Raw genomic sequence first — 15,841 nt, forward strand, 5'->3', positions numbered from 1 at the left:
GGTCCCGACCCCGAAGCCCGCCGCTGGTCCCCAGCGGCGGGCTTCTTGATTCAGACGTTTTTATCGGCTTGGCTTCTACTCAGAGGCCTGCCGCCCATGCTCCCGGCCCGAGGAATCCCGGATGTCCCGCACGACCGCCCGCTTCGCCCTCGCTCTGTCCGGAGCGGCGCTCGCGCTTCTGATCCATCCAGCCGGCCCGGCGCGCGCGCAAGGCGTGATCGCGCCTCCCTCGGAGGGGCAGCCGATCGCGCCCCAGCCGCCTACCGCCACGACCATCGACCCGGCCGCGCCCGGCGTGCCGGCTCAGCCCGGCTCGGCGCAGCCGCGCATGATCGGGCCGGCGTCGGTGGCTGACCTCGCCGACCGGCTGCTCGGAGCCGTGGTCAACATCTCGACCTCGCAGAAGGTGGAGGGCGCGCCCGCCCCGGCGACGCCGCCGCTCAACGCCCCCGACGGCTCGCCGCTCCAGGATTTCTTCAACGATCTTCTCAACGGGCGCGAAGGCGACGGGTCGAGCCGCGTCCAGTCGCTCGGCTCCGGCTTCGTGCTCGACCCATCGGGCATCGTCGTCACCAACAATCACGTCATCGCCGACGCCGACGAGATCACCGTCAACTTCGCCGACGGGCGCCAGCTCGACGCCACCGTGGTCGGCGTCGATCCCAAGACGGATCTTGCGGTCCTCAAGGTCGAATCGCCGACGCCGCTTGCGGCCGTCGGCTTCGGCGACAGCGACGCCGTGCGCATCGGCGACTGGGTCATGGCGATCGGCAACCCGTTCGGCCTCGGCGGCTCGGTCACGGTCGGCATCGTCTCGGCGCGCGGGCGCAACATCCAGGCCGGCCCCTACGACAACTTCATCCAGACGGACGCCGCCATCAACCGCGGCAATTCCGGCGGGCCGCTGTTCGACATGTACGGCAACGTCATCGGCATCAACACGGCGATCATCTCGCCGACGGGCGGCTCGATCGGCATCGGATTCGCCATTCCCTCGCTGCTCGCCGAGAACGTCGTCGCGCAGCTGCGCGAGTTCGGTGAAACGCGCCGCGGCTGGCTCGGCATCCGGCTCCAGGAGGTGACGGACGAGATCGCCGAAGGGCTCGGCCTGCCGAGCGCCAAGGGCGCGCTCGTGATGGGCATCATCCCGGAAGGGCCGGCCGACAACGGCCAGATCGAGATCGGCGACGTGGTGACCCGCTTCGACGGGCGCGAGGTCGCGACCTCGCGCGACCTGCCGCGGATCGTCGCCGAGACCGCCGTCGGCAAGACGGTGACCCTCGACATCCTGCGCAAGGAAAGCCTCGACCAGCCCGCCCGGCCGGTTTCCGTCCAAGTGACGCTCGGACGCCTGGAAGATGCGGACGCGACGGACGAGGGCGAGGACGAGGCGCCCGCCGACGCCGATCCCGCGGCGCCGAGCGTTCCCGCCCCCGCGGCCGCGCTCGGCCTGCAGCTCTCGGACGTCAACGACGAACTGAAGTCGCGCTTCGACCTCGGCGACGACCTCACGGGCGTCGTGGTCACCGAGGTCGCGCCGAACTCGGCGGCCGGCGAGAAGGGCATCGAGCCGGGCACGATCATCAAGGAGATCGGCCAGGAGGCGGTCAAGGACGCCGCCGACGCGCGCGAGAAGCTCGCCAAGCTGAAGGCCGACGGTCGCCGCAACGCGCTTCTGCTGCTGGCCGACCGCTCGGGCGACCTGCGCTTCACGGTGGTGCCGATCGACTAGGTTTGGGCCGCCCGCCAGTCGTCGGCCGACAGGGCATAGAGGCTGTGGCGCACGAGATGCGGGTGCGTCCCGGCCGAGACCTTGGGATGGTCGAAGGTCCCGCGAAGGCGCATGCCGAGGCGCAGCATGACGGCCTCTGACGCCCGGTTCTCGACCACGCACTGGGCGACGATCTCGGGCAGGTGGAGCGTGTCGAAGCCGTAGGCGAGACAGGCCCGCGCGCCCTCCGTGGCATAGCCCTGCCCCTCCGCTTCCGGGAGGAGGCGCCAGCCGATCTGCACCGTCGGGGCGAAGGAATAGATGTCCTCGACCACCGGCGACAGGCCGATCGTGCCGATCACCGTTCCGTCCGAGCGGCGCTCGGCGGCCAGGAACGACATGCGGTTGGCGTCGAGGCCCGCGTTCCAGCGGTCCATGGTCGCGTCGGCCTCCTGGCGCGTCAGGTGCTTGTCGAAGAAGCGCATGACGACGGGGTCGCCGTTGAGGCGGTGGAACACCGGCCGATCCGCCGCGCGCCAGCGGCGCAGGGTGAGGCGGTCGGTCTGGAGGCCGTCCATCAGCCGGCGAATTCGCTCGCGTGGTAGCCCTGGAGGAAAAGGAGGGCGGTCAGGTCGCCGTGGTCGATCCGGTGTGGAGCCTTGGCGGCCACCGCCGGCTTGGCGTGGATGGCGACGCCCGTGCCGGCGGCGAGGATCATCGGCAGGTCGTTCGCCCCATCGCCGACGGCAATGGCGTCGGCCGGCGTCGTGCCGAGCCGGGCGGCGATGTCCTGAAGGGCCGAGAGCTTCGCCTCGGCGCCAAGGATCGGCTCCGCCACGGTGCCGCTCAAGGCATCGCCTGAGACGTCCAGGATGTTGGCGCGGTTCTCGGCGAAGCCGAGACGCTCTGCGATGACTTGCGTGAACGCGGTGAAGCCGCCGGAAACCAGCGCCGTGTGCGCGCCGTTGGCGTTCATGGTGCGCACCAGTGTCGCGCCGCCCTCGGCGAGCGTGATGTGGTCGGCGATGACGTCGGCGATCGTGGAGACCGGGAGATCCTTCAGGAGCGCCACGCGCTCGCGCAACGCCGGCTCGAAGGCGATCTCGCCGTTCATGGCGCGGGCGGTGATGGCGGCCACCTGATCCTTGATGCCGATCGCGGCGGCCAGTTCGTCGATGCATTCCTGGTCGATCATGGTGGAATCCATGTCGGCCAGGAGAATCCTCTTGCGGCGCCCGGCCTGCTCCTGCACCACGCAGTCGACGCCCTCGTCCAGGGCCAGTCGGCGCAGCCGCTCCTCCGCCACCGGGCTCGGGCGCGTGAGGGTCGCGATGTCGCAGGCGACGCCCTCTTCCAGCCAGTGGAGGTCGCCCTCGCCGATCTCGCCGAGCGCGGTCTCGGCCAGGGTGCGCGAGACGCGCGGATCCCGCCGCGCCGACAGAAGGGTGACGACAAACATGAGAAGGCCGACCTGACAGATGGAGAAACCGAAGGCGATCCTGATAGCGGGGCCTACCGCCAGCGGCAAGTCGGCGCTGGCGCTGCGGCTGGCGCGTCGCTGGGGCGGCGCGGTCGTCAACGCCGATTCCATGCAGGTCTTCTCAGGGCTTCGGATCCTCAGCGCCCGGCCGTCCGACGCCGAGACAGGCGAGGTCGAGCACCGGCTCTACGGCCATGCCGATCCGGCCGCGCCCTATTCGGCCGGACACTGGCTGCGCGAGATGGCGCCGCTCCTTGCCGAACTCGCCGCCCGCGATCGCGTGCCCGTCGTCTGCGGCGGCACGGGCCTCTACTTCAAGGCGCTGCTCGGCGGCTTCGACGACCTGCCGGAGGTGCCGGGCGCGATCCGCGCCCATTGGCGCGCGCGCGGGGCGAGCGAGGCGCCCGAGGCCCTGCATCGCGAACTCGCACGGCGCGACCCGGAGGCCGCCCGGACCATCCGCCCGAGCGACCCCACCCGCATCGTGCGGGCGCTGGAACTCGTGGAGACGACGGGGCGCCCGCTCGGCGAACTGCGCCGGGGGGAGGGGCGGCCGCTCCTGGAGCCCGGCGGCGTGGTGAAGCTCGTGCTCGCGCCCGACCGCGCGCTCCTGCGCGCCCGCATCGCCGCCCGCTTCGACGCGATGCTGGCGGAGGGGGCGCTTGCCGAGGCGCTGGCCTTCCGCGACCGCGGGGCGGCGGCGATGGAGGGGCTGGCGGGCCAGGCGATCGGACTGCGCGAGCTTCTGGCCCATGCCGACGGAGCCCTGCCGCTGGAGGCCGCGCGCGACCTCGCCGTCACCCGCACCCGGCAATACGCCAAGCGCCAGGAGACCTGGTTCCGCAACCAGTTCGGCCCCGATTGGCGGCGGCTCAACGACCCGGCCGAGTTCCACCCGGACGGCTGACGCGGAACCGTCGCGGCGGCCGGCCCGTTTCGGGCCGCACAAGGAGGCCGCCCATGTCGACCAGTCCCATGCCCGTGCGCGATCACCGCGACGCCATCGAGAAGGGGGCACGGCTCGGCTATCTCGCCCGCGCGGCGGTCTTCATCGTGATCGGCACCTTCGCCTTCCGCACCGCCTTCGCCGCGGGCAGCACGCTCAGCGAAGAGGAGGCGATCGGGCGCATCGTCGCCTCGCCCTTCGGCGGTGTCCTCCTCGTCCTCCTCGTCGTCGCGCTGCCTTGCTTCGCCCTCTGGCGCTTCATCCAGGCGATCTTCGACGCCGACGGCTACGGCTCGGGCGCCAAGGGGATCGCGACCCGGATCGGGCGCTTCGTCTCCGGCCTCACCTATCTCTTCCTGTCGATCTACGCCGCCTCGCTCCTGTTCGGCCTTTCGACCGGCGGGGGAGGGGGCAGCGGTCTCCTCAACCAGTGGGCGCCGCTCTTCGGCCCCTGGTTCACCATTCCGGCCGGCCTCGTGATGCTGGGGGTCGCGGGCAGCCAAGCGAAGAAGGCGTGGAGCGGGTCGTTCCTGCGGTTCCTCAGCCTGCCGCCCGCCCATGCGCGCTGGATGACGGCGGTCTGCCGCTTCGGCATCGCCGCGCGCGCGCTCGTCTTCCTCGCGCTGGCTGTCCTCTTCTTCACCGGCGCCTCGCGCTGGTCGCCCGACCACATGCCGGGTCTGGAGGACGCGCTGGTCGCCATCGGCTCCTGGCCGCACGGAGCGCTGCTTCTGTCGGGCACCGGGCTCGGCCTCGTCGCCTTCGGCCTCTACGCGTTGATCCTCTCGCGCTACGGCCATATCCGCTCGCCAGACCTCGATCCGACCGACGCGCTGAAGCGCATGGGCGCCTGATCCGAAAAAGACGGGGCGACGGCTTGACGAGGGTGTGAACGCCTCTTAAGGTCCCGCCCCATGCAGAACATCACGCTCATTCTCGTAAGCAGGCGCACACGCGAGACGGTCTAAGGGCCGTCCGGCTCCTGCCACGTGTGCGCATCCCAAGGCCCCTCGAAGGGCCTTTTTTATTGCCTGAAATTTTTCGAAAACAGCGCCGCAGCCCGACAAGCCGGCACCCAACACGAGCAGGCCGAGCCATGAACCAGATGACGATCGAGACCACCGTCCGCCAGATGACCGGAGCCCAGATGGTGGTCCAGGCGATGAAGGATCACGGCGTCGAGCATCTCTTCGGCTATCCCGGCGGCGCGGTCCTGCCGATCTACGACGCGCTGTTCCAGCAGTCCGACGTCAAGCACATCCTGGTCCGCCACGAGCAGGGCGCCGGCCATGCGGCCGAAGGCTATGCCCGCTCCACCGGCAAGCCCGGCGTCATGCTGGTCACCTCCGGCCCCGGCGCGACCAATGCGGTCACGCCGCTCCAGGACGCGCTGATGGATTCCATCCCGCTCGTCTGCATCACCGGCCAGGTTCCGACGACGCTGATCGGCTCCGACGCGTTCCAGGAATGCGACACGGTCGGCATCACGCGGCCCTGCACCAAGCACAACTGGCTGGTGAAGAGCGTCGAGGACCTCGCCGAGATCCTGCACGAGGCCTTCCACGTCGCGACCTCCGGCCGCCCCGGCCCGGTCGTCGTCGACATCCCGAAGGACGTCCAGTTCGCGACCGGCACCTACACGCCGCCCTCGCTCTCGCGCGCCAAGGGGCGCTACCAGCCGAAGCTCGACGCCGACGGTGGGCGCATCCGCGCGGCCGTCGAGATGATGAAGGCCGCCAAGCGTCCGATCCTCTACACGGGCGGCGGCGTCATCAATTCAGGCCCTGAGGCTTCCAGGCTCCTGCGCGAACTCGTCGCCATGACCGGCTTCCCGATCACCTCGACCCTGATGGGCCTCGGCGCCTATCCGGCATCCGGCGAGAACTGGCTCGGCATGCTCGGCATGCACGGCACCTACGAGGCCAACCTCGCCATGCACGGCTGCGACGTCATGGTCTGCATCGGCGCGCGCTTCGACGACCGGATCACCGGCCGCCTCGACGCCTTCTCGCCGGGCTCCAAGAAGATCCACATCGACATCGACCCCTCCCAGATCAACAAGAACGTGCGCGTCGACCTGCCGATCATCGGCGACGTCGCGCACGTGCTCGAGGCGATGATCGGCATCTGGAAGGAGACCGGCGATTTCGCCGACCCGGCCGCCTTGGGCGAGTGGAAGGACAAGATCGCCGGGTGGAAGGCGCGCAACTGCCTGTCGTACAAGCAGGAAGGCGACCTCATCCTGCCGCAGCACGCGGTCAAGCGCCTCTACGAGCTGACCAAGGACCGCAAGACCTTCATCACCACGGAGGTCGGCCAGCACCAGATGTGGGCCGCGCAGTTCTACGGCTTCGAGGAGCCGAACCGCTGGATGACCTCCGGCGGCCTCGGCACCATGGGCTACGGCCTGCCGGCCGCCGTCGGCGTCCAGATCGCGCATCCGGACGCGCTGGTCATCGACATTGCGGGCGACGCCTCGATCCAGATGATGACACAGGAACTCTCGACCGCCGTCCAGCACGGCGCGCCCGTCAAGGTGTTCATCCTGAACAACCAGTACATGGGTATGGTTCGCCAGTGGCAGCAGCTGCTCCACGGCAACCGCCTGTCGAACAGCTACTCCGAGGCGATGCCGGACTTCGTCAAGCTCGCCGAGGCCTATGGCGGCACGGGCATCCGCATCGAGAACGCGGGCGACCTCGACGCCGGCATCCGGGCGATGATCGACACGGATGGGCCGGTGATCGTCGACTGCTGCGTCGCCAACCTCACCAACTGCTTCCCGATGATCCCGTCCGGCAAGGCCCACAACGAGATCCTCCTGCCCGACGAGGCGAGCGACGACGCCGTCGCCAACGCCATCGACGCCAAGGGCAAGGCGCTGGTGTAGGATAGGCCGGCGGCCTATCTTACCTTCGTCTTACCCGAAGGAGGTTTCGTCATGGCCAGCACGAAGGTATCGAGCCGCGGGCAGGTCGTCCTGCCCGCGACCCTCCGCGCGGAAAGGGGTGGGGGCCAGGCACGGAACTCGAGGTGATCAATAGCGGGAAGGATGTCATCTTGCGCAGACGCTCGCGCAGGGAGGAACTCTACCCGCCGATTACCATGGAGGAGGCCCTCGCCCGTCTTTCTCTTTACGAGGGGCCGCCGGTATCTGACGAGGAGATCGAGAAGAAGCTGACCGAGCATGCCCAGCGGGAATGGCGGCGTGAAAACGGCGATTGATACGAACGTCGTCGTCAGGTTCTTGGTGCGTGACGACGAGCGCCAAGCGTCCATCGCGCGCACGATCTTCACACAGGATCGCGTCGTGCTGGTTGCGAGCGTGATCCTCGAAGTCGAATGGGTCCTGCGGGCTGGCTTCGGCTACGATGCCGGAATGCTGGACACGGCCTTCTCCACACTCCTCGGACTCCCGAACGTTGAGATCGTCGGCGAGGGCGAACTGATCCTCGCGCTTGACGGTCTTCGCAATGGAATGGACTTCGCCGATGCCTTCCACCTCGCCCATTCTTCGGAAGCGGACGAGTTCGTAACCTTCCGCCGCGATTTTGCCCGTCGCACCAGCAAGACCCCCGACGCCGTCCCCGTCCGCCTCCTTTGATCCCATTGTCACCCGAGTGAACCCCATGAACCTACCCGTCCAGCCGCCCGCCTCCGCCTATTTCATCACCGACGACAAGCCGCCGGTCGTCGCGCGTACCCTGTCGATCGTGGTGGACAACGAGCCGGGCGTCCTGGCGCGGGTGATCGGCCTGTTTTCGGGCCGCGGCTACAACATCGAGAGCCTCACCGTCTCCGAGACCGACCACAACAAGCATCTGTCGCGCATTACCGTCGTAACGCGCGGTGCGCCGGGCGTGATCGAGCAGGTGAAGAGCCAGCTCGACCGGATCGTGCCGGTGCACAAGGTCGTCGACCTCACCAAGACCGCGACCGGCCAGGGCGAGGACGGGCCGATCGAGCGCGAACTGGCGCTGGTGAAGGTGTCGGGGGCTGGCGACGACCGCGTCGAGGCGCTTCGGCTCGCCGACGTCTTCCGCGCCAAGGTCGTGGATTCCACCACCGACCACTTCGTCTTCGAGATTACGGGCAAGACGTCGAAGATCGAGAAGTTCATCCAGATCATGGCGCCCCTCGGTCTTGTCGAGGTCTGCCGCACGGGCGTCGCCGCCATGAGCCGCGGCAAGGACCCGATCATCGACGGCTGATGGCCGGGCGGCACGCCGCCGCGTTCCTGTCCCCAAGCGTCCCGCTCGGCCACCGGCCGGGCGTGGTCCTCCCGCGCCTTCTGTCAGCCGGATCACCGACGATGTCGTTCGAAGTCCTCCTCGCCCTCGCGACCTTTGCGGCCGTCTCCTCCGTCACACCCGGCCCCAACAACATCATGCTGATGACGTCCGGCGTGAACTTCGGCTTCCGGCGCACCATTCCGCACATGCTGGGGATCGAACTCGGCTTCGGTCTTCTGCTCCTGGCGGTCGGTGCGGGTCTCGGCGCGCTCCTCCATTCGGTGCCGGGTCTGCAGCTCGTCATGAAGGTCGCAAGCGCCGCCTATCTCCTGTGGCTTGCCTGGAAAATCGCCTTTTCCAAAGCTTCGGCCGAGCCGGCCGCCGGCGCGGAGAGGCCGATCACCTTCGGCCAGGCCGCCCTGTTCCAGGTCGTGAACCCCAAGGCCTGGGCGATGGCGCTGGTCGCCATGGGCGCCTATGTCAGCGCCAAGGCGCCGGTCCTGTCCATGCTCGTCGTGGTGGCGGCCTTCCTGATCGTCGGCATCCCGACCGCCGTGATCTGGACCGGCTTCGGAATGGGGCTGCGCACCTTCCTGGCCGACCCCAGGCGCCTTCGCATCTTCAACCTCGTCATGGGCCTCGCCCTCGTCGCCACGCTCTGGCCGCTCCTGCGCTGACGGCTTGCCGCCGGGCCGAATTTCTGCGACGCCGGCTCCCATGAAGTTCTCACCCCAACAGGACGAGGCGCTCCAGCGGGTCGCCGACTGGCTCCGGCGCGGCGACCAGCCGATCTTCCGCCTCTTCGGCTATGCCGGCACGGGCAAGACGACGCTGGCGCGTCATTTCGCCGAAGGGGTGGAGGGCGGCGTCCAGTTCGCGGCTTTCACCGGCAAGGCTGCGCAGGTCCTGCGCTCCAAAGGCGCCAAGTCCGCCAAGACGATCCATTCGCTGATCTATCGCCCGCGCGGCGAGGAGGCGACGGACGACGAGGCGACGGGCACCGCGCGCGTCTCGCCGACCTTCTCGCTCAACCGCCAGAGCCCGGTCGCCAAGGCCAAGCTCGTGGTGGTCGACGAATGTTCCATGGTGGACGAGGCGCTGGGGCGCGACCTCCTCTCCTTCGGAACGCCCATCCTGGTGCTCGGCGATCCCGGCCAGTTACCCCCGGTCTCCGGTGGCGGCTTCTTTACCGAGGCGGAACCCGACTTTCTGCTCACGGAAATCCATCGCCAGGCGCGCGACAATCCGATCCTGTCGCTGGCGCTCGACGCCCGCGAGGGACGCCCGCTGCCCTTCGGCGATCACGGCGCGGCCAAGGTGATCTCCAAGCGCGAGGTGGACCGCGACGAGGTGCTGGCCGCCGACCAGGTGCTGGTCGGCACCAACCGGACGCGCCGCCTCTACAACAACCGCCTGCGCGAGCTCAAAGGCTTCACCGGCCCGCTGCCGCAGTCCGGCGACAAGCTCGTCTGCCTGCGCAACGACCCGGCCAAGGGCCTCCTCAACGGCTCGCTCTGGCAAGTGATGACAGCCTCGCCCGAGACGGTGAAGCCCGGAACCAACCTCATCATCAAGCCGGATGACGACGACATCGATCGGGGCGCGGCCAAGATCAAGCTCCTGAAGGAAGCCTTCGAGAACCCGGCGGCCGAGGTGCCCTGGGCCACCAAGAAGCGCTACGACGACTTCGACTACGGCTACGCGCTGACCGTCCACAAGGCTCAAGGGTCGCAGTGGGACCACGTCATGCTGTTCGACGAGAGCTGGGCCTTCAAGGATTCCCGCGAGCGCTGGCTCTACACCGCCATCACCCGCGCCGCCGAGCGTCTGACCATCGTGAAGTGAACCGGGCGCCTGCCCGAAACCGGAGACGACTTGGATGCCCTGCCAACTGTCGGTCAATCTCAACGCCGTCGCCATGCTGCGCAACCGGCGGGACCTGCCTTGGCCGAGCGTCGAGGGGCTCGGCCGGATCGCGCTGGAGGCGGGCGCCCATGGGCTGACGGTGCATCCGCGCCCGGACCAGCGCCACATCCGCTTCTCCGACCTGCCGGTCCTGCGCCGGCTGATCGACGCCGAGTTTCCCGACGCCGAGTTCAATATCGAGGGTTATCCTACCGAGGACTTCCTGCAGCTCGTCCTCCGGAATCGCCCCGAACAGGTGACGCTGGTGCCGGACGATCCGTCCCAGCCGACCTCCGATCACGGCTGGGACTTCGCCGCCGACGCCGCGCTGCTGAAGGGGGCCGTCGGGCGCTTGAAAGGGGAGGGCATGCGCGTCTCGCTTTTCGCCGACGCCGATCCCGCGATCATGGGGCTCGCGGCCCAAACCGGCTGCGACCGGGTGGAGCTCTATACTGGACCCTATGGCGGCACGCATTCCGATCCCGTCGCGGCCAAGGCCTGGCTGGAGCGGCTCGGCGCCGCTGGGGACGCCGCCACGGCGGCGGGCCTCGGGCTGAACGCCGGCCACGACCTGACGGTCGCCAACCTGCCGCCGCTGGTGCGACGCCTGCCGCAACTGGCGGAGGTTTCGATCGGCCACGGCCTGACGGCCGACGCGCTGGAGCACGGCATGGCCGGCTCCGTGCGCCGCTTCATCGCCGCTTGCGCCGGCTGAGCGCCGGAAACGAAAACCGCCGCGCCCCTTTCGAGGCGCGGCGGCGAGAGGATCGCGCGGCGTAAGGGCGCCGTCAGAACTCCTCCCAGCTGTCCTCGGCCTGGGCGGCTTTCGCCGCCGCGCCACCTCGACCGGTGGACCGCATTTGCGGCACCGCGTGAGACGGGGCGTGGGCCGGCGCCGGAGTGGCGGCGCGCCGGGCGGCTGGAGCCGAGGCCGCGGGTCTGCCACGTGCGGCGACCTGGAACCCGCCGACCAGCATGCCCAGCGCCTCCGTCTCGCCCGACAGGCCTTGCGCGGCGGCGGTCGTCTCCTCGACCATGGCCGCGTTCTGCTGCGTGACCTTGTCCATCTGATCGGCGGCGGTGGACACTTCCTTCAGCGACACCGCCTGCTCGCGGGCCGCGTCCGCCATCTCGGCGATGGCCTGCGCCACGCCGCCGACCTGGGTCACGATCGCCTCGAGGCTCCGGCCCGACGCCGTCACCAGTTCCACCCCCGACGACACCTGGTCGCCGGACGCCTGGATCAGCGTCTTGATCTCTTTGGCCGCCTCCGCCGAGCGCTGGGCGAGCCCGCGCACCTCCTGCGCCACCACCGCAAAGCCCCGGCCGGCTTCCCCGGCGCGCGCGGCCTCGACGCCCGCGTTCAGCGCCAGGAGGTTGGTCTGGAAGGCGATCTCGTCGATGACGCCGATGATGTTGCCGATGCGCTGGGAGGAGGCCTCGATCTCGCTCATGGCCGAGACGGCACGCGCCACGACCTCGCCGCCGCGCTCGGCCTCGCGGCAGGCGGTGGCGGCGGACTGGCGGGCGGCGTCGGCACGCGCGGCCGTGTCGCCGACGCCGCGCGTCACCTCGCCGAGCGCCGCGACGGTCTCTTCGAGGCTCGCCGCCTGCTGCTCGGTGCGCTGGGAAAGGTCGCCGGCGGCCACCGTGATCTCGGACAGGCCCGACCGCATGGCGCCGACGGCGGAGACGACCTGTCCGATCGTGTCCTCGAGCTGGGCGACGGACTGGTTGAACTGGGCGCGGATGGGCTCGAACTCGGGCGCGACGGCCCGGTCCATGCGGGCGGTGAGGTCGCCCGCGGCCAGCTTGGCGAAGCCGGCCTCGACGGCATGGACGAAGGCGCGCAGGTCCTCCGCCTTGGCGCTGTCGATCGCCGACTGGCGGTCGCGCTGTTCGGTCTGCGCGCGGCGGGCGGCGTCGGCTTCGGCCGCGAGGCGCACGCGCTCGAGCCCGGCCTCCTTGAAGACCTGCACGGAACGCGCCATCACGCCGATCTCGTCGCGGCGCTGCTGACCCTCCACGGGGACCTCGAAGCGGCCGTTCGCCAGTTCGTCCATGCGCTGGGTCAGCCGCTTCAGCGGGCCGGTAATTCCCTTGGTCGAGATGACGATCGCACCCCCGACGCCGAGCAAGATGGCGCAGAGAGTGCCGATCACCGAGGTCATGATGGCGGACTGTGCCCCTTCCGACAGGCTGTCGGAACGAGCCTTGTTCTCGTTGAGGATCTGGTCGCTCAAGGGGATCACCAGCTTGGTCAAGTCGACCATGGCCCCGTCCATCCTCGACAGCTCGGCCCGCGCGTTCTCATCCTGGTTGCTGCGGCCGAGGTCGATAGCGGTGCGTGCCATCCGCAGGGCCTGTCCCATAGCCGCGTCGACCTCGGCCACGGCCGCTGCTTCGTCCGTCAGGTTGGCTTTAGCGACCGCCATGTAGGACGCGACGGAGTCGTTTGCGGCCTGGAAGGCGGCAATCGCGGCGTCCATCCGGGCCGCGTCGTTGTAGACCATGGTCCGATAGGCAGCGTAGGCCGCCTGGTTCGCCGCGCGGTTCGCCCGCAGGAGATTGATCGAGCCGACCGAACGGACCTCGACGATCTCCGCGAACGCGTCGTTCATCTGGTTCATGCGCACGGCGGAATAGGCCGAGATCAGCAGGCCGATCACAGCGATGGTGAGGACGGCCCCAAGAATCTTGGTCGAAATCTTAATGTTGCTGAGCATGATGTACAACCTGTGGATGAATGACAGGTAAAGTATTCTTTACGGGAAAAGTTAAATTCGCGTGATCGAATTCATGTGACGGCGAAGTGATGTCTCCCAATCAGCTTGCGGAAAGCTACGGTTACCGCTCATGGGCAAGTCGTCGCACAATACAACCTAGAAGTTATGGTGCACAATCAGAAATAGTGTTGTGTGCCGTCCAGCAGAGCCATCCCCTCGATGTCGTCGCGGCGGGACCGGACGGTGTTTCGTCGTATCCGCTTGCCAAGCGCGGCGGACCCCGCTAAACGCCAGTACCGTAACGTACGGTACGCTCCATGCGGCGTGTCGAAGGGGGCAGGGGTGAACGGAACGGTCGAGATCGACGGACGGCCGATGACGAAGCGTCAGGGCGAGGTGCTCGACGCCGCGCTGGCGCTCCTCGTCTCCGACGACGAGAGCCTGACCATGACCGCCGTCGCGCGCCGCGCGAGCTGTTCCAAGGAAACGCTCTACAAGTGGTTCGGCGGCCGGGACGGTCTCCTGACCGCGACCGTCCAATGGCAGGCCTCCAAGGTGCGTGCCGTGCCGCTCGACCCGCAGACGCTGGACCGCAAGCGGCTTGAGGCGAGTCTTCTCGGCTTTGCCACCGACTGGCTCACCGTCCTGTCCGGCGAGACGTCGATCGCGCTCAACCGGCTCGCCGTCGGGCATGCCGGCTCCGAGCGGCGCGACCTCGGCGCCATCGTCCTCGAAAACGGCCCGGCCGCCATGCGACGCCGCCTGGGGAGCGTGCTCGAAGCCGGGCGGCGGGCCGGGCTTTTGGCCTTCTCTGACACGGACCAGGCCTTCTCCACCTTCTTCGGCCTCACCGTGCGCGACACGCAGATCCGCCTCCTGCTGGGTGATCGGCCGGCGCCCGGCCCGGCCGAAATCGAGCGCGCGGCCCGTGCCGCGACCGAACAGTTCTTCGTCCTCTTCGGGACGAGCGATGAAACGGGCGCCAGCGCCCGTCGAACCCCATCCGGCGCCTGACGCCGGGAAAACCAGGAAGGAAACGCTTCGATGCGCGTCTACTACGATCGCGATGCCGATCTGAATCTCGTCAAGTCCAAGAACGTCGCGATCGTCGGCTACGGCAGCCAGGGCCGCGCCCATGCGCTGAACCTCAAGGATTCGGGCGCCGCCAACGTGGCGATCGCGCTGAAGTCCGGCTCGCCCACGGTCAAGAAGGCCGAGGCCGACGGCTTCAAGGTCATGACGGTCGCCGAGGCCGCCAAGTGGGCCGATCTCCTGATGATGGCGACCCCGGACGAGCTCCAGGCCGACATCTACAAGGCCGACATCGAGGGCAACATCCGCGACGGCGCGGCGATCGCCTTCGCCCACGGCCTCAACGTCCATTTCGGCCTGATCGAGCCGAAGAAGTCGGTCGACGTCGTCATGATCGCGCCCAAGGGTCCCGGCCACACGGTGCGCGGCGAGTACCAGAAGGGCGGCGGCGTGCCCTGCCTCGTGGCCGTCCACCAGGACGCGTCGGGCAACGCGCTCGACCTCGCGCTGTCCTATGCCTGCGGCGTCGGCGGCGGCCGCTCGGGCATCATCGAGACGAACTTCAAGGAGGAATGCGAGACCGATCTGTTCGGCGAGCAGGTCGTGCTCTGCGGCGGCCTGGTCGAGCTGATCCGCGCCGGCTTCGAGACGCTGGTCGAGGGCGGTTACGCGCCCGAGATGGCCTATTTCGAGTGCCTCCACGAGGTGAAGCTGATCGTCGACCTCATCTACGAGGGCGGCATCGCCAACATGAACTACTCGATCTCGAACACGGCCGAATGGGGCGAATACGTCACCGGCCCGCGTATCATCACGGACGAGACCAAGGCCGAGATGAAGCGCGTCCTCAAGGACATCCAGACCGGCAAGTTCACCTCCGACTGGATGCAGGAGTACCGCTCGGGTGCCGCGCGCTTCAAGGGCATCCGCCGCGTCAACGACAGCCACCAGATCGAGGAGGTCGGCGCCAAGCTGCGTGGCATGATGCCCTGGATCGCCAAGAACCAGCTGGTCGACAAGACCCGCAACTGAAGCATTTCCGGCGAGCGCCGAGGCGCTGCGCCCCGGAAACGCTTCGGCTGTTTCCGGACATGACGAAAGGGCAGGGGCGTGGACGCAAGTTCACGCCCCTGTCGCATACAGGGATCCCTAGCGATTCAGCGGATGCTAACCTTTCGGAGCGAGACTCCGGCCATGTAAACGACGCGAGGGTCTCATGGTCGCCGTTTCCCAGCCCGCCAGCGATGACAACGAGCGCCGCGTCGCCCCTCGCACCCGCACGCTGAAGCGCGCGAAGATCCTGTTCAACAACCGTTTCTCGACCTTCGACTGCACGGTGCGCAACATCTCGGCGACCGGCGCGCTCCTGATGATGGATCAGGCGGTGCCGCTTCCCAAGGTCTTCGAGATTCGGATCGGCGACGACGAGGCCGTGCACCGCGCCAAGCTGGTCTATCGGCGCGACAGCTTCGTCGGGATCCATTTCCTCGACGGCGTGGAGGAGGTGGGCGAAGCGGGATCCGGCCAAGACGCGCCGGTGATGCCAAGCGAAAGCCTGCGGATCCACCAGCGCCCCCTGCCGCCCGTCCTTGCCGCACAACTGCCCTGGACCCGCCGCTGAGCCGAATTGGAGATCGACGGCATTTGCCGCTGGACATCGGGGGCGAGTTCGACTAGAAGCCCCCTCAGACGCGGGGCGCGACAGTGGCCCCAGCGTTCCGGGTGATTAGCTCAGTTGGTAGAGCAGCTGACTCTTAATCAGCGGGTCGTAGGTTCGATCCCTACATCACCCACCATTTCCTAGAAGCG

At 68.5% G+C, this 15,841-nt stretch carries 16 protein-coding genes and 1 tRNA gene; 14 read left to right on the forward strand and 3 right to left on the reverse strand.

Features of this window, described 5'->3' with window-relative positions; translation table 11 throughout:
* Positions 1-121 precede the first annotated feature (121 nt).
* Positions 122-1,732, forward strand: coding sequence for a Do family serine endopeptidase (locus O5O54_RS04610; RefSeq protein ID WP_279479343.1), 1,611 nt, complete (start codon positions 122-124; stop codon positions 1,730-1,732).
* Here O5O54_RS04610 and O5O54_RS04615 read toward each other — a convergent pair.
* The gene (locus O5O54_RS04615; RefSeq protein WP_279479345.1) at positions 1,729-2,289 is read right to left on the reverse strand and encodes a GNAT family N-acetyltransferase; all 561 of its coding nucleotides are present in this window, start codon (positions 2,287-2,289) and stop codon (positions 1,729-1,731) included. The two genes, O5O54_RS04610 and O5O54_RS04615, sit on opposite strands and share 4 nt — an antisense overlap.
* Complete coding sequence (gene serB, locus O5O54_RS04620) at positions 2,289-3,170, reverse strand: phosphoserine phosphatase SerB (protein ID WP_279479347.1); 882 nt, start codon at positions 3,168-3,170, stop codon at positions 2,289-2,291. The genes O5O54_RS04615 and serB overlap by 1 nt, the downstream gene beginning before the upstream one ends.
* A 19-nt stretch (positions 3,171-3,189) precedes the next feature.
* Here serB and miaA point away from each other — a divergent pair, with 19 nt between their 5' ends.
* From miaA to O5O54_RS04665, 9 genes are all read left to right on the forward strand, one after another.
* Positions 3,190-4,098, forward strand: coding sequence for a tRNA (adenosine(37)-N6)-dimethylallyltransferase MiaA (gene miaA / locus O5O54_RS04625; RefSeq protein WP_279479349.1), 909 nt, complete (start codon positions 3,190-3,192; stop codon positions 4,096-4,098).
* Between the two features lie 53 nt (positions 4,099-4,151).
* Complete coding sequence (locus tag O5O54_RS04630) at positions 4,152-4,991, forward strand: DUF1206 domain-containing protein (protein WP_279479351.1); 840 nt, start codon at positions 4,152-4,154, stop codon at positions 4,989-4,991.
* Between the two features lie 242 nt (positions 4,992-5,233).
* Positions 5,234-7,027: an acetolactate synthase 3 large subunit gene (locus tag O5O54_RS04635; protein ID WP_279479352.1), complete on the forward strand. Its 1,794-nt coding sequence runs from the start codon at positions 5,234-5,236 to the stop codon at positions 7,025-7,027.
* A gap of 170 nt (positions 7,028-7,197) precedes the next feature.
* Positions 7,198-7,362: a hypothetical protein gene (locus O5O54_RS04640; protein WP_279479354.1), complete on the forward strand. Its 165-nt coding sequence runs from the start codon at positions 7,198-7,200 to the stop codon at positions 7,360-7,362.
* Positions 7,346-7,741, forward strand: a complete 396-nt coding sequence (locus O5O54_RS04645) for a type II toxin-antitoxin system VapC family toxin (protein WP_279479355.1) — start codon at positions 7,346-7,348, stop codon at positions 7,739-7,741. The genes O5O54_RS04640 and O5O54_RS04645 overlap by 17 nt, the downstream gene beginning before the upstream one ends.
* Positions 7,742-7,766: 25 nt before the next feature.
* Positions 7,767-8,348 (forward strand): acetolactate synthase small subunit, encoded by a 582-nt coding sequence (gene ilvN / locus O5O54_RS04650; protein ID WP_279479358.1) that lies wholly within the window; start codon positions 7,767-7,769, stop codon positions 8,346-8,348.
* 101 nt (positions 8,349-8,449) lie between these two features.
* Complete coding sequence (locus O5O54_RS04655) at positions 8,450-9,046, forward strand: LysE family translocator (protein WP_279479359.1); 597 nt, start codon at positions 8,450-8,452, stop codon at positions 9,044-9,046.
* Between the two features lie 40 nt (positions 9,047-9,086).
* Positions 9,087-10,214 (forward strand): ATP-dependent RecD-like DNA helicase, encoded by a 1,128-nt coding sequence (locus tag O5O54_RS04660; RefSeq protein ID WP_279479361.1) that lies wholly within the window; start codon positions 9,087-9,089, stop codon positions 10,212-10,214.
* A 34-nt stretch (positions 10,215-10,248) separates the two neighbouring features.
* On the forward strand, positions 10,249-10,989 hold the full coding sequence (locus tag O5O54_RS04665; protein WP_279479363.1) for a pyridoxine 5'-phosphate synthase: 741 nt from the start codon (positions 10,249-10,251) through the stop codon (positions 10,987-10,989).
* A gap of 73 nt (positions 10,990-11,062) precedes the next feature.
* On the opposite strand, the gene O5O54_RS04670 is transcribed toward O5O54_RS04665, so the two are convergent.
* Positions 11,063-13,000, reverse strand: a complete 1,938-nt coding sequence (locus tag O5O54_RS04670) for a methyl-accepting chemotaxis protein (protein ID WP_279479364.1) — start codon at positions 12,998-13,000, stop codon at positions 11,063-11,065.
* A gap of 375 nt (positions 13,001-13,375) precedes the next feature.
* On the opposite strand from O5O54_RS04670, the gene O5O54_RS04675 reads away from it, so the two are divergent.
* The 4 genes from O5O54_RS04675 (at position 13,376) to O5O54_RS04690 (ending at position 15,828) form a co-directional block, all read left to right on the forward strand.
* Positions 13,376-14,014, forward strand: a complete 639-nt coding sequence (locus O5O54_RS04675; protein WP_279479365.1) for a TetR/AcrR family transcriptional regulator — start codon at positions 13,376-13,378, stop codon at positions 14,012-14,014.
* Positions 14,015-14,044: 30 nt separating this feature from the next.
* On the forward strand, positions 14,045-15,064 hold the full coding sequence (gene ilvC, locus O5O54_RS04680; RefSeq protein ID WP_279479367.1) for a ketol-acid reductoisomerase: 1,020 nt from the start codon (positions 14,045-14,047) through the stop codon (positions 15,062-15,064).
* Positions 15,065-15,248: 184 nt separating this feature from the next.
* Positions 15,249-15,653, forward strand: a complete 405-nt coding sequence (locus O5O54_RS04685; protein WP_279479369.1) for a PilZ domain-containing protein — start codon at positions 15,249-15,251, stop codon at positions 15,651-15,653.
* A 99-nt stretch (positions 15,654-15,752) separates the two neighbouring features.
* A tRNA-Lys gene (locus O5O54_RS04690) sits at positions 15,753-15,828 on the forward strand.
* The last annotated feature ends 13 nt before the right edge of the window (positions 15,829-15,841 follow it).

Origin of the sequence: Aureimonas sp. SK2, assembly GCF_029813115.1 — a bacterium.
Lineage (GTDB): Bacteria > Pseudomonadota > Alphaproteobacteria > Rhizobiales > Rhizobiaceae > Aureimonas.

Bases quoted from the DNA above. Each gene is read 5' to 3' on its own strand.
- O5O54_RS04670 (WP_279479364.1), bottom strand. From the start codon at position 13,000: ATGCTCAGCAACATTAAGATTTCGACCAAGATTCTTGGGGCCGTCCTC.
- O5O54_RS04675 (WP_279479365.1), top strand. From the start codon at position 13,376: ATGACGAAGCGTCAGGGCGAGGTGCTCGACGCCGCGCTGGCGCTCCTC.
- O5O54_RS04630 (WP_279479351.1), top strand. From the start codon at position 4,152: ATGTCGACCAGTCCCATGCCCGTGCGCGATCACCGCGACGCCATCGAG.
- serB (WP_279479347.1), bottom strand. From the start codon at position 3,170: ATGTTTGTCGTCACCCTTCTGTCGGCGCGGCGGGATCCGCGCGTCTCG.
- ilvC (WP_279479367.1), top strand. From the start codon at position 14,045: ATGCGCGTCTACTACGATCGCGATGCCGATCTGAATCTCGTCAAGTCC.
- miaA (WP_279479349.1), top strand. From the start codon at position 3,190: ATGGAGAAACCGAAGGCGATCCTGATAGCGGGGCCTACCGCCAGCGGC.
- ilvN (WP_279479358.1), top strand. From the start codon at position 7,767: ATGAACCTACCCGTCCAGCCGCCCGCCTCCGCCTATTTCATCACCGAC.
- O5O54_RS04610 (WP_279479343.1), top strand. From the start codon at position 122: ATGTCCCGCACGACCGCCCGCTTCGCCCTCGCTCTGTCCGGAGCGGCG.
- O5O54_RS04685 (WP_279479369.1), top strand. From the start codon at position 15,249: ATGGTCGCCGTTTCCCAGCCCGCCAGCGATGACAACGAGCGCCGCGTC.
- O5O54_RS04635 (WP_279479352.1), top strand. From the start codon at position 5,234: ATGAACCAGATGACGATCGAGACCACCGTCCGCCAGATGACCGGAGCC.
- O5O54_RS04655 (WP_279479359.1), top strand. From the start codon at position 8,450: ATGTCGTTCGAAGTCCTCCTCGCCCTCGCGACCTTTGCGGCCGTCTCC.
- O5O54_RS04665 (WP_279479363.1), top strand. From the start codon at position 10,249: ATGCCCTGCCAACTGTCGGTCAATCTCAACGCCGTCGCCATGCTGCGC.
- O5O54_RS04660 (WP_279479361.1), top strand. From the start codon at position 9,087: ATGAAGTTCTCACCCCAACAGGACGAGGCGCTCCAGCGGGTCGCCGAC.
- O5O54_RS04615 (WP_279479345.1), bottom strand. From the start codon at position 2,289: ATGGACGGCCTCCAGACCGACCGCCTCACCCTGCGCCGCTGGCGCGCG.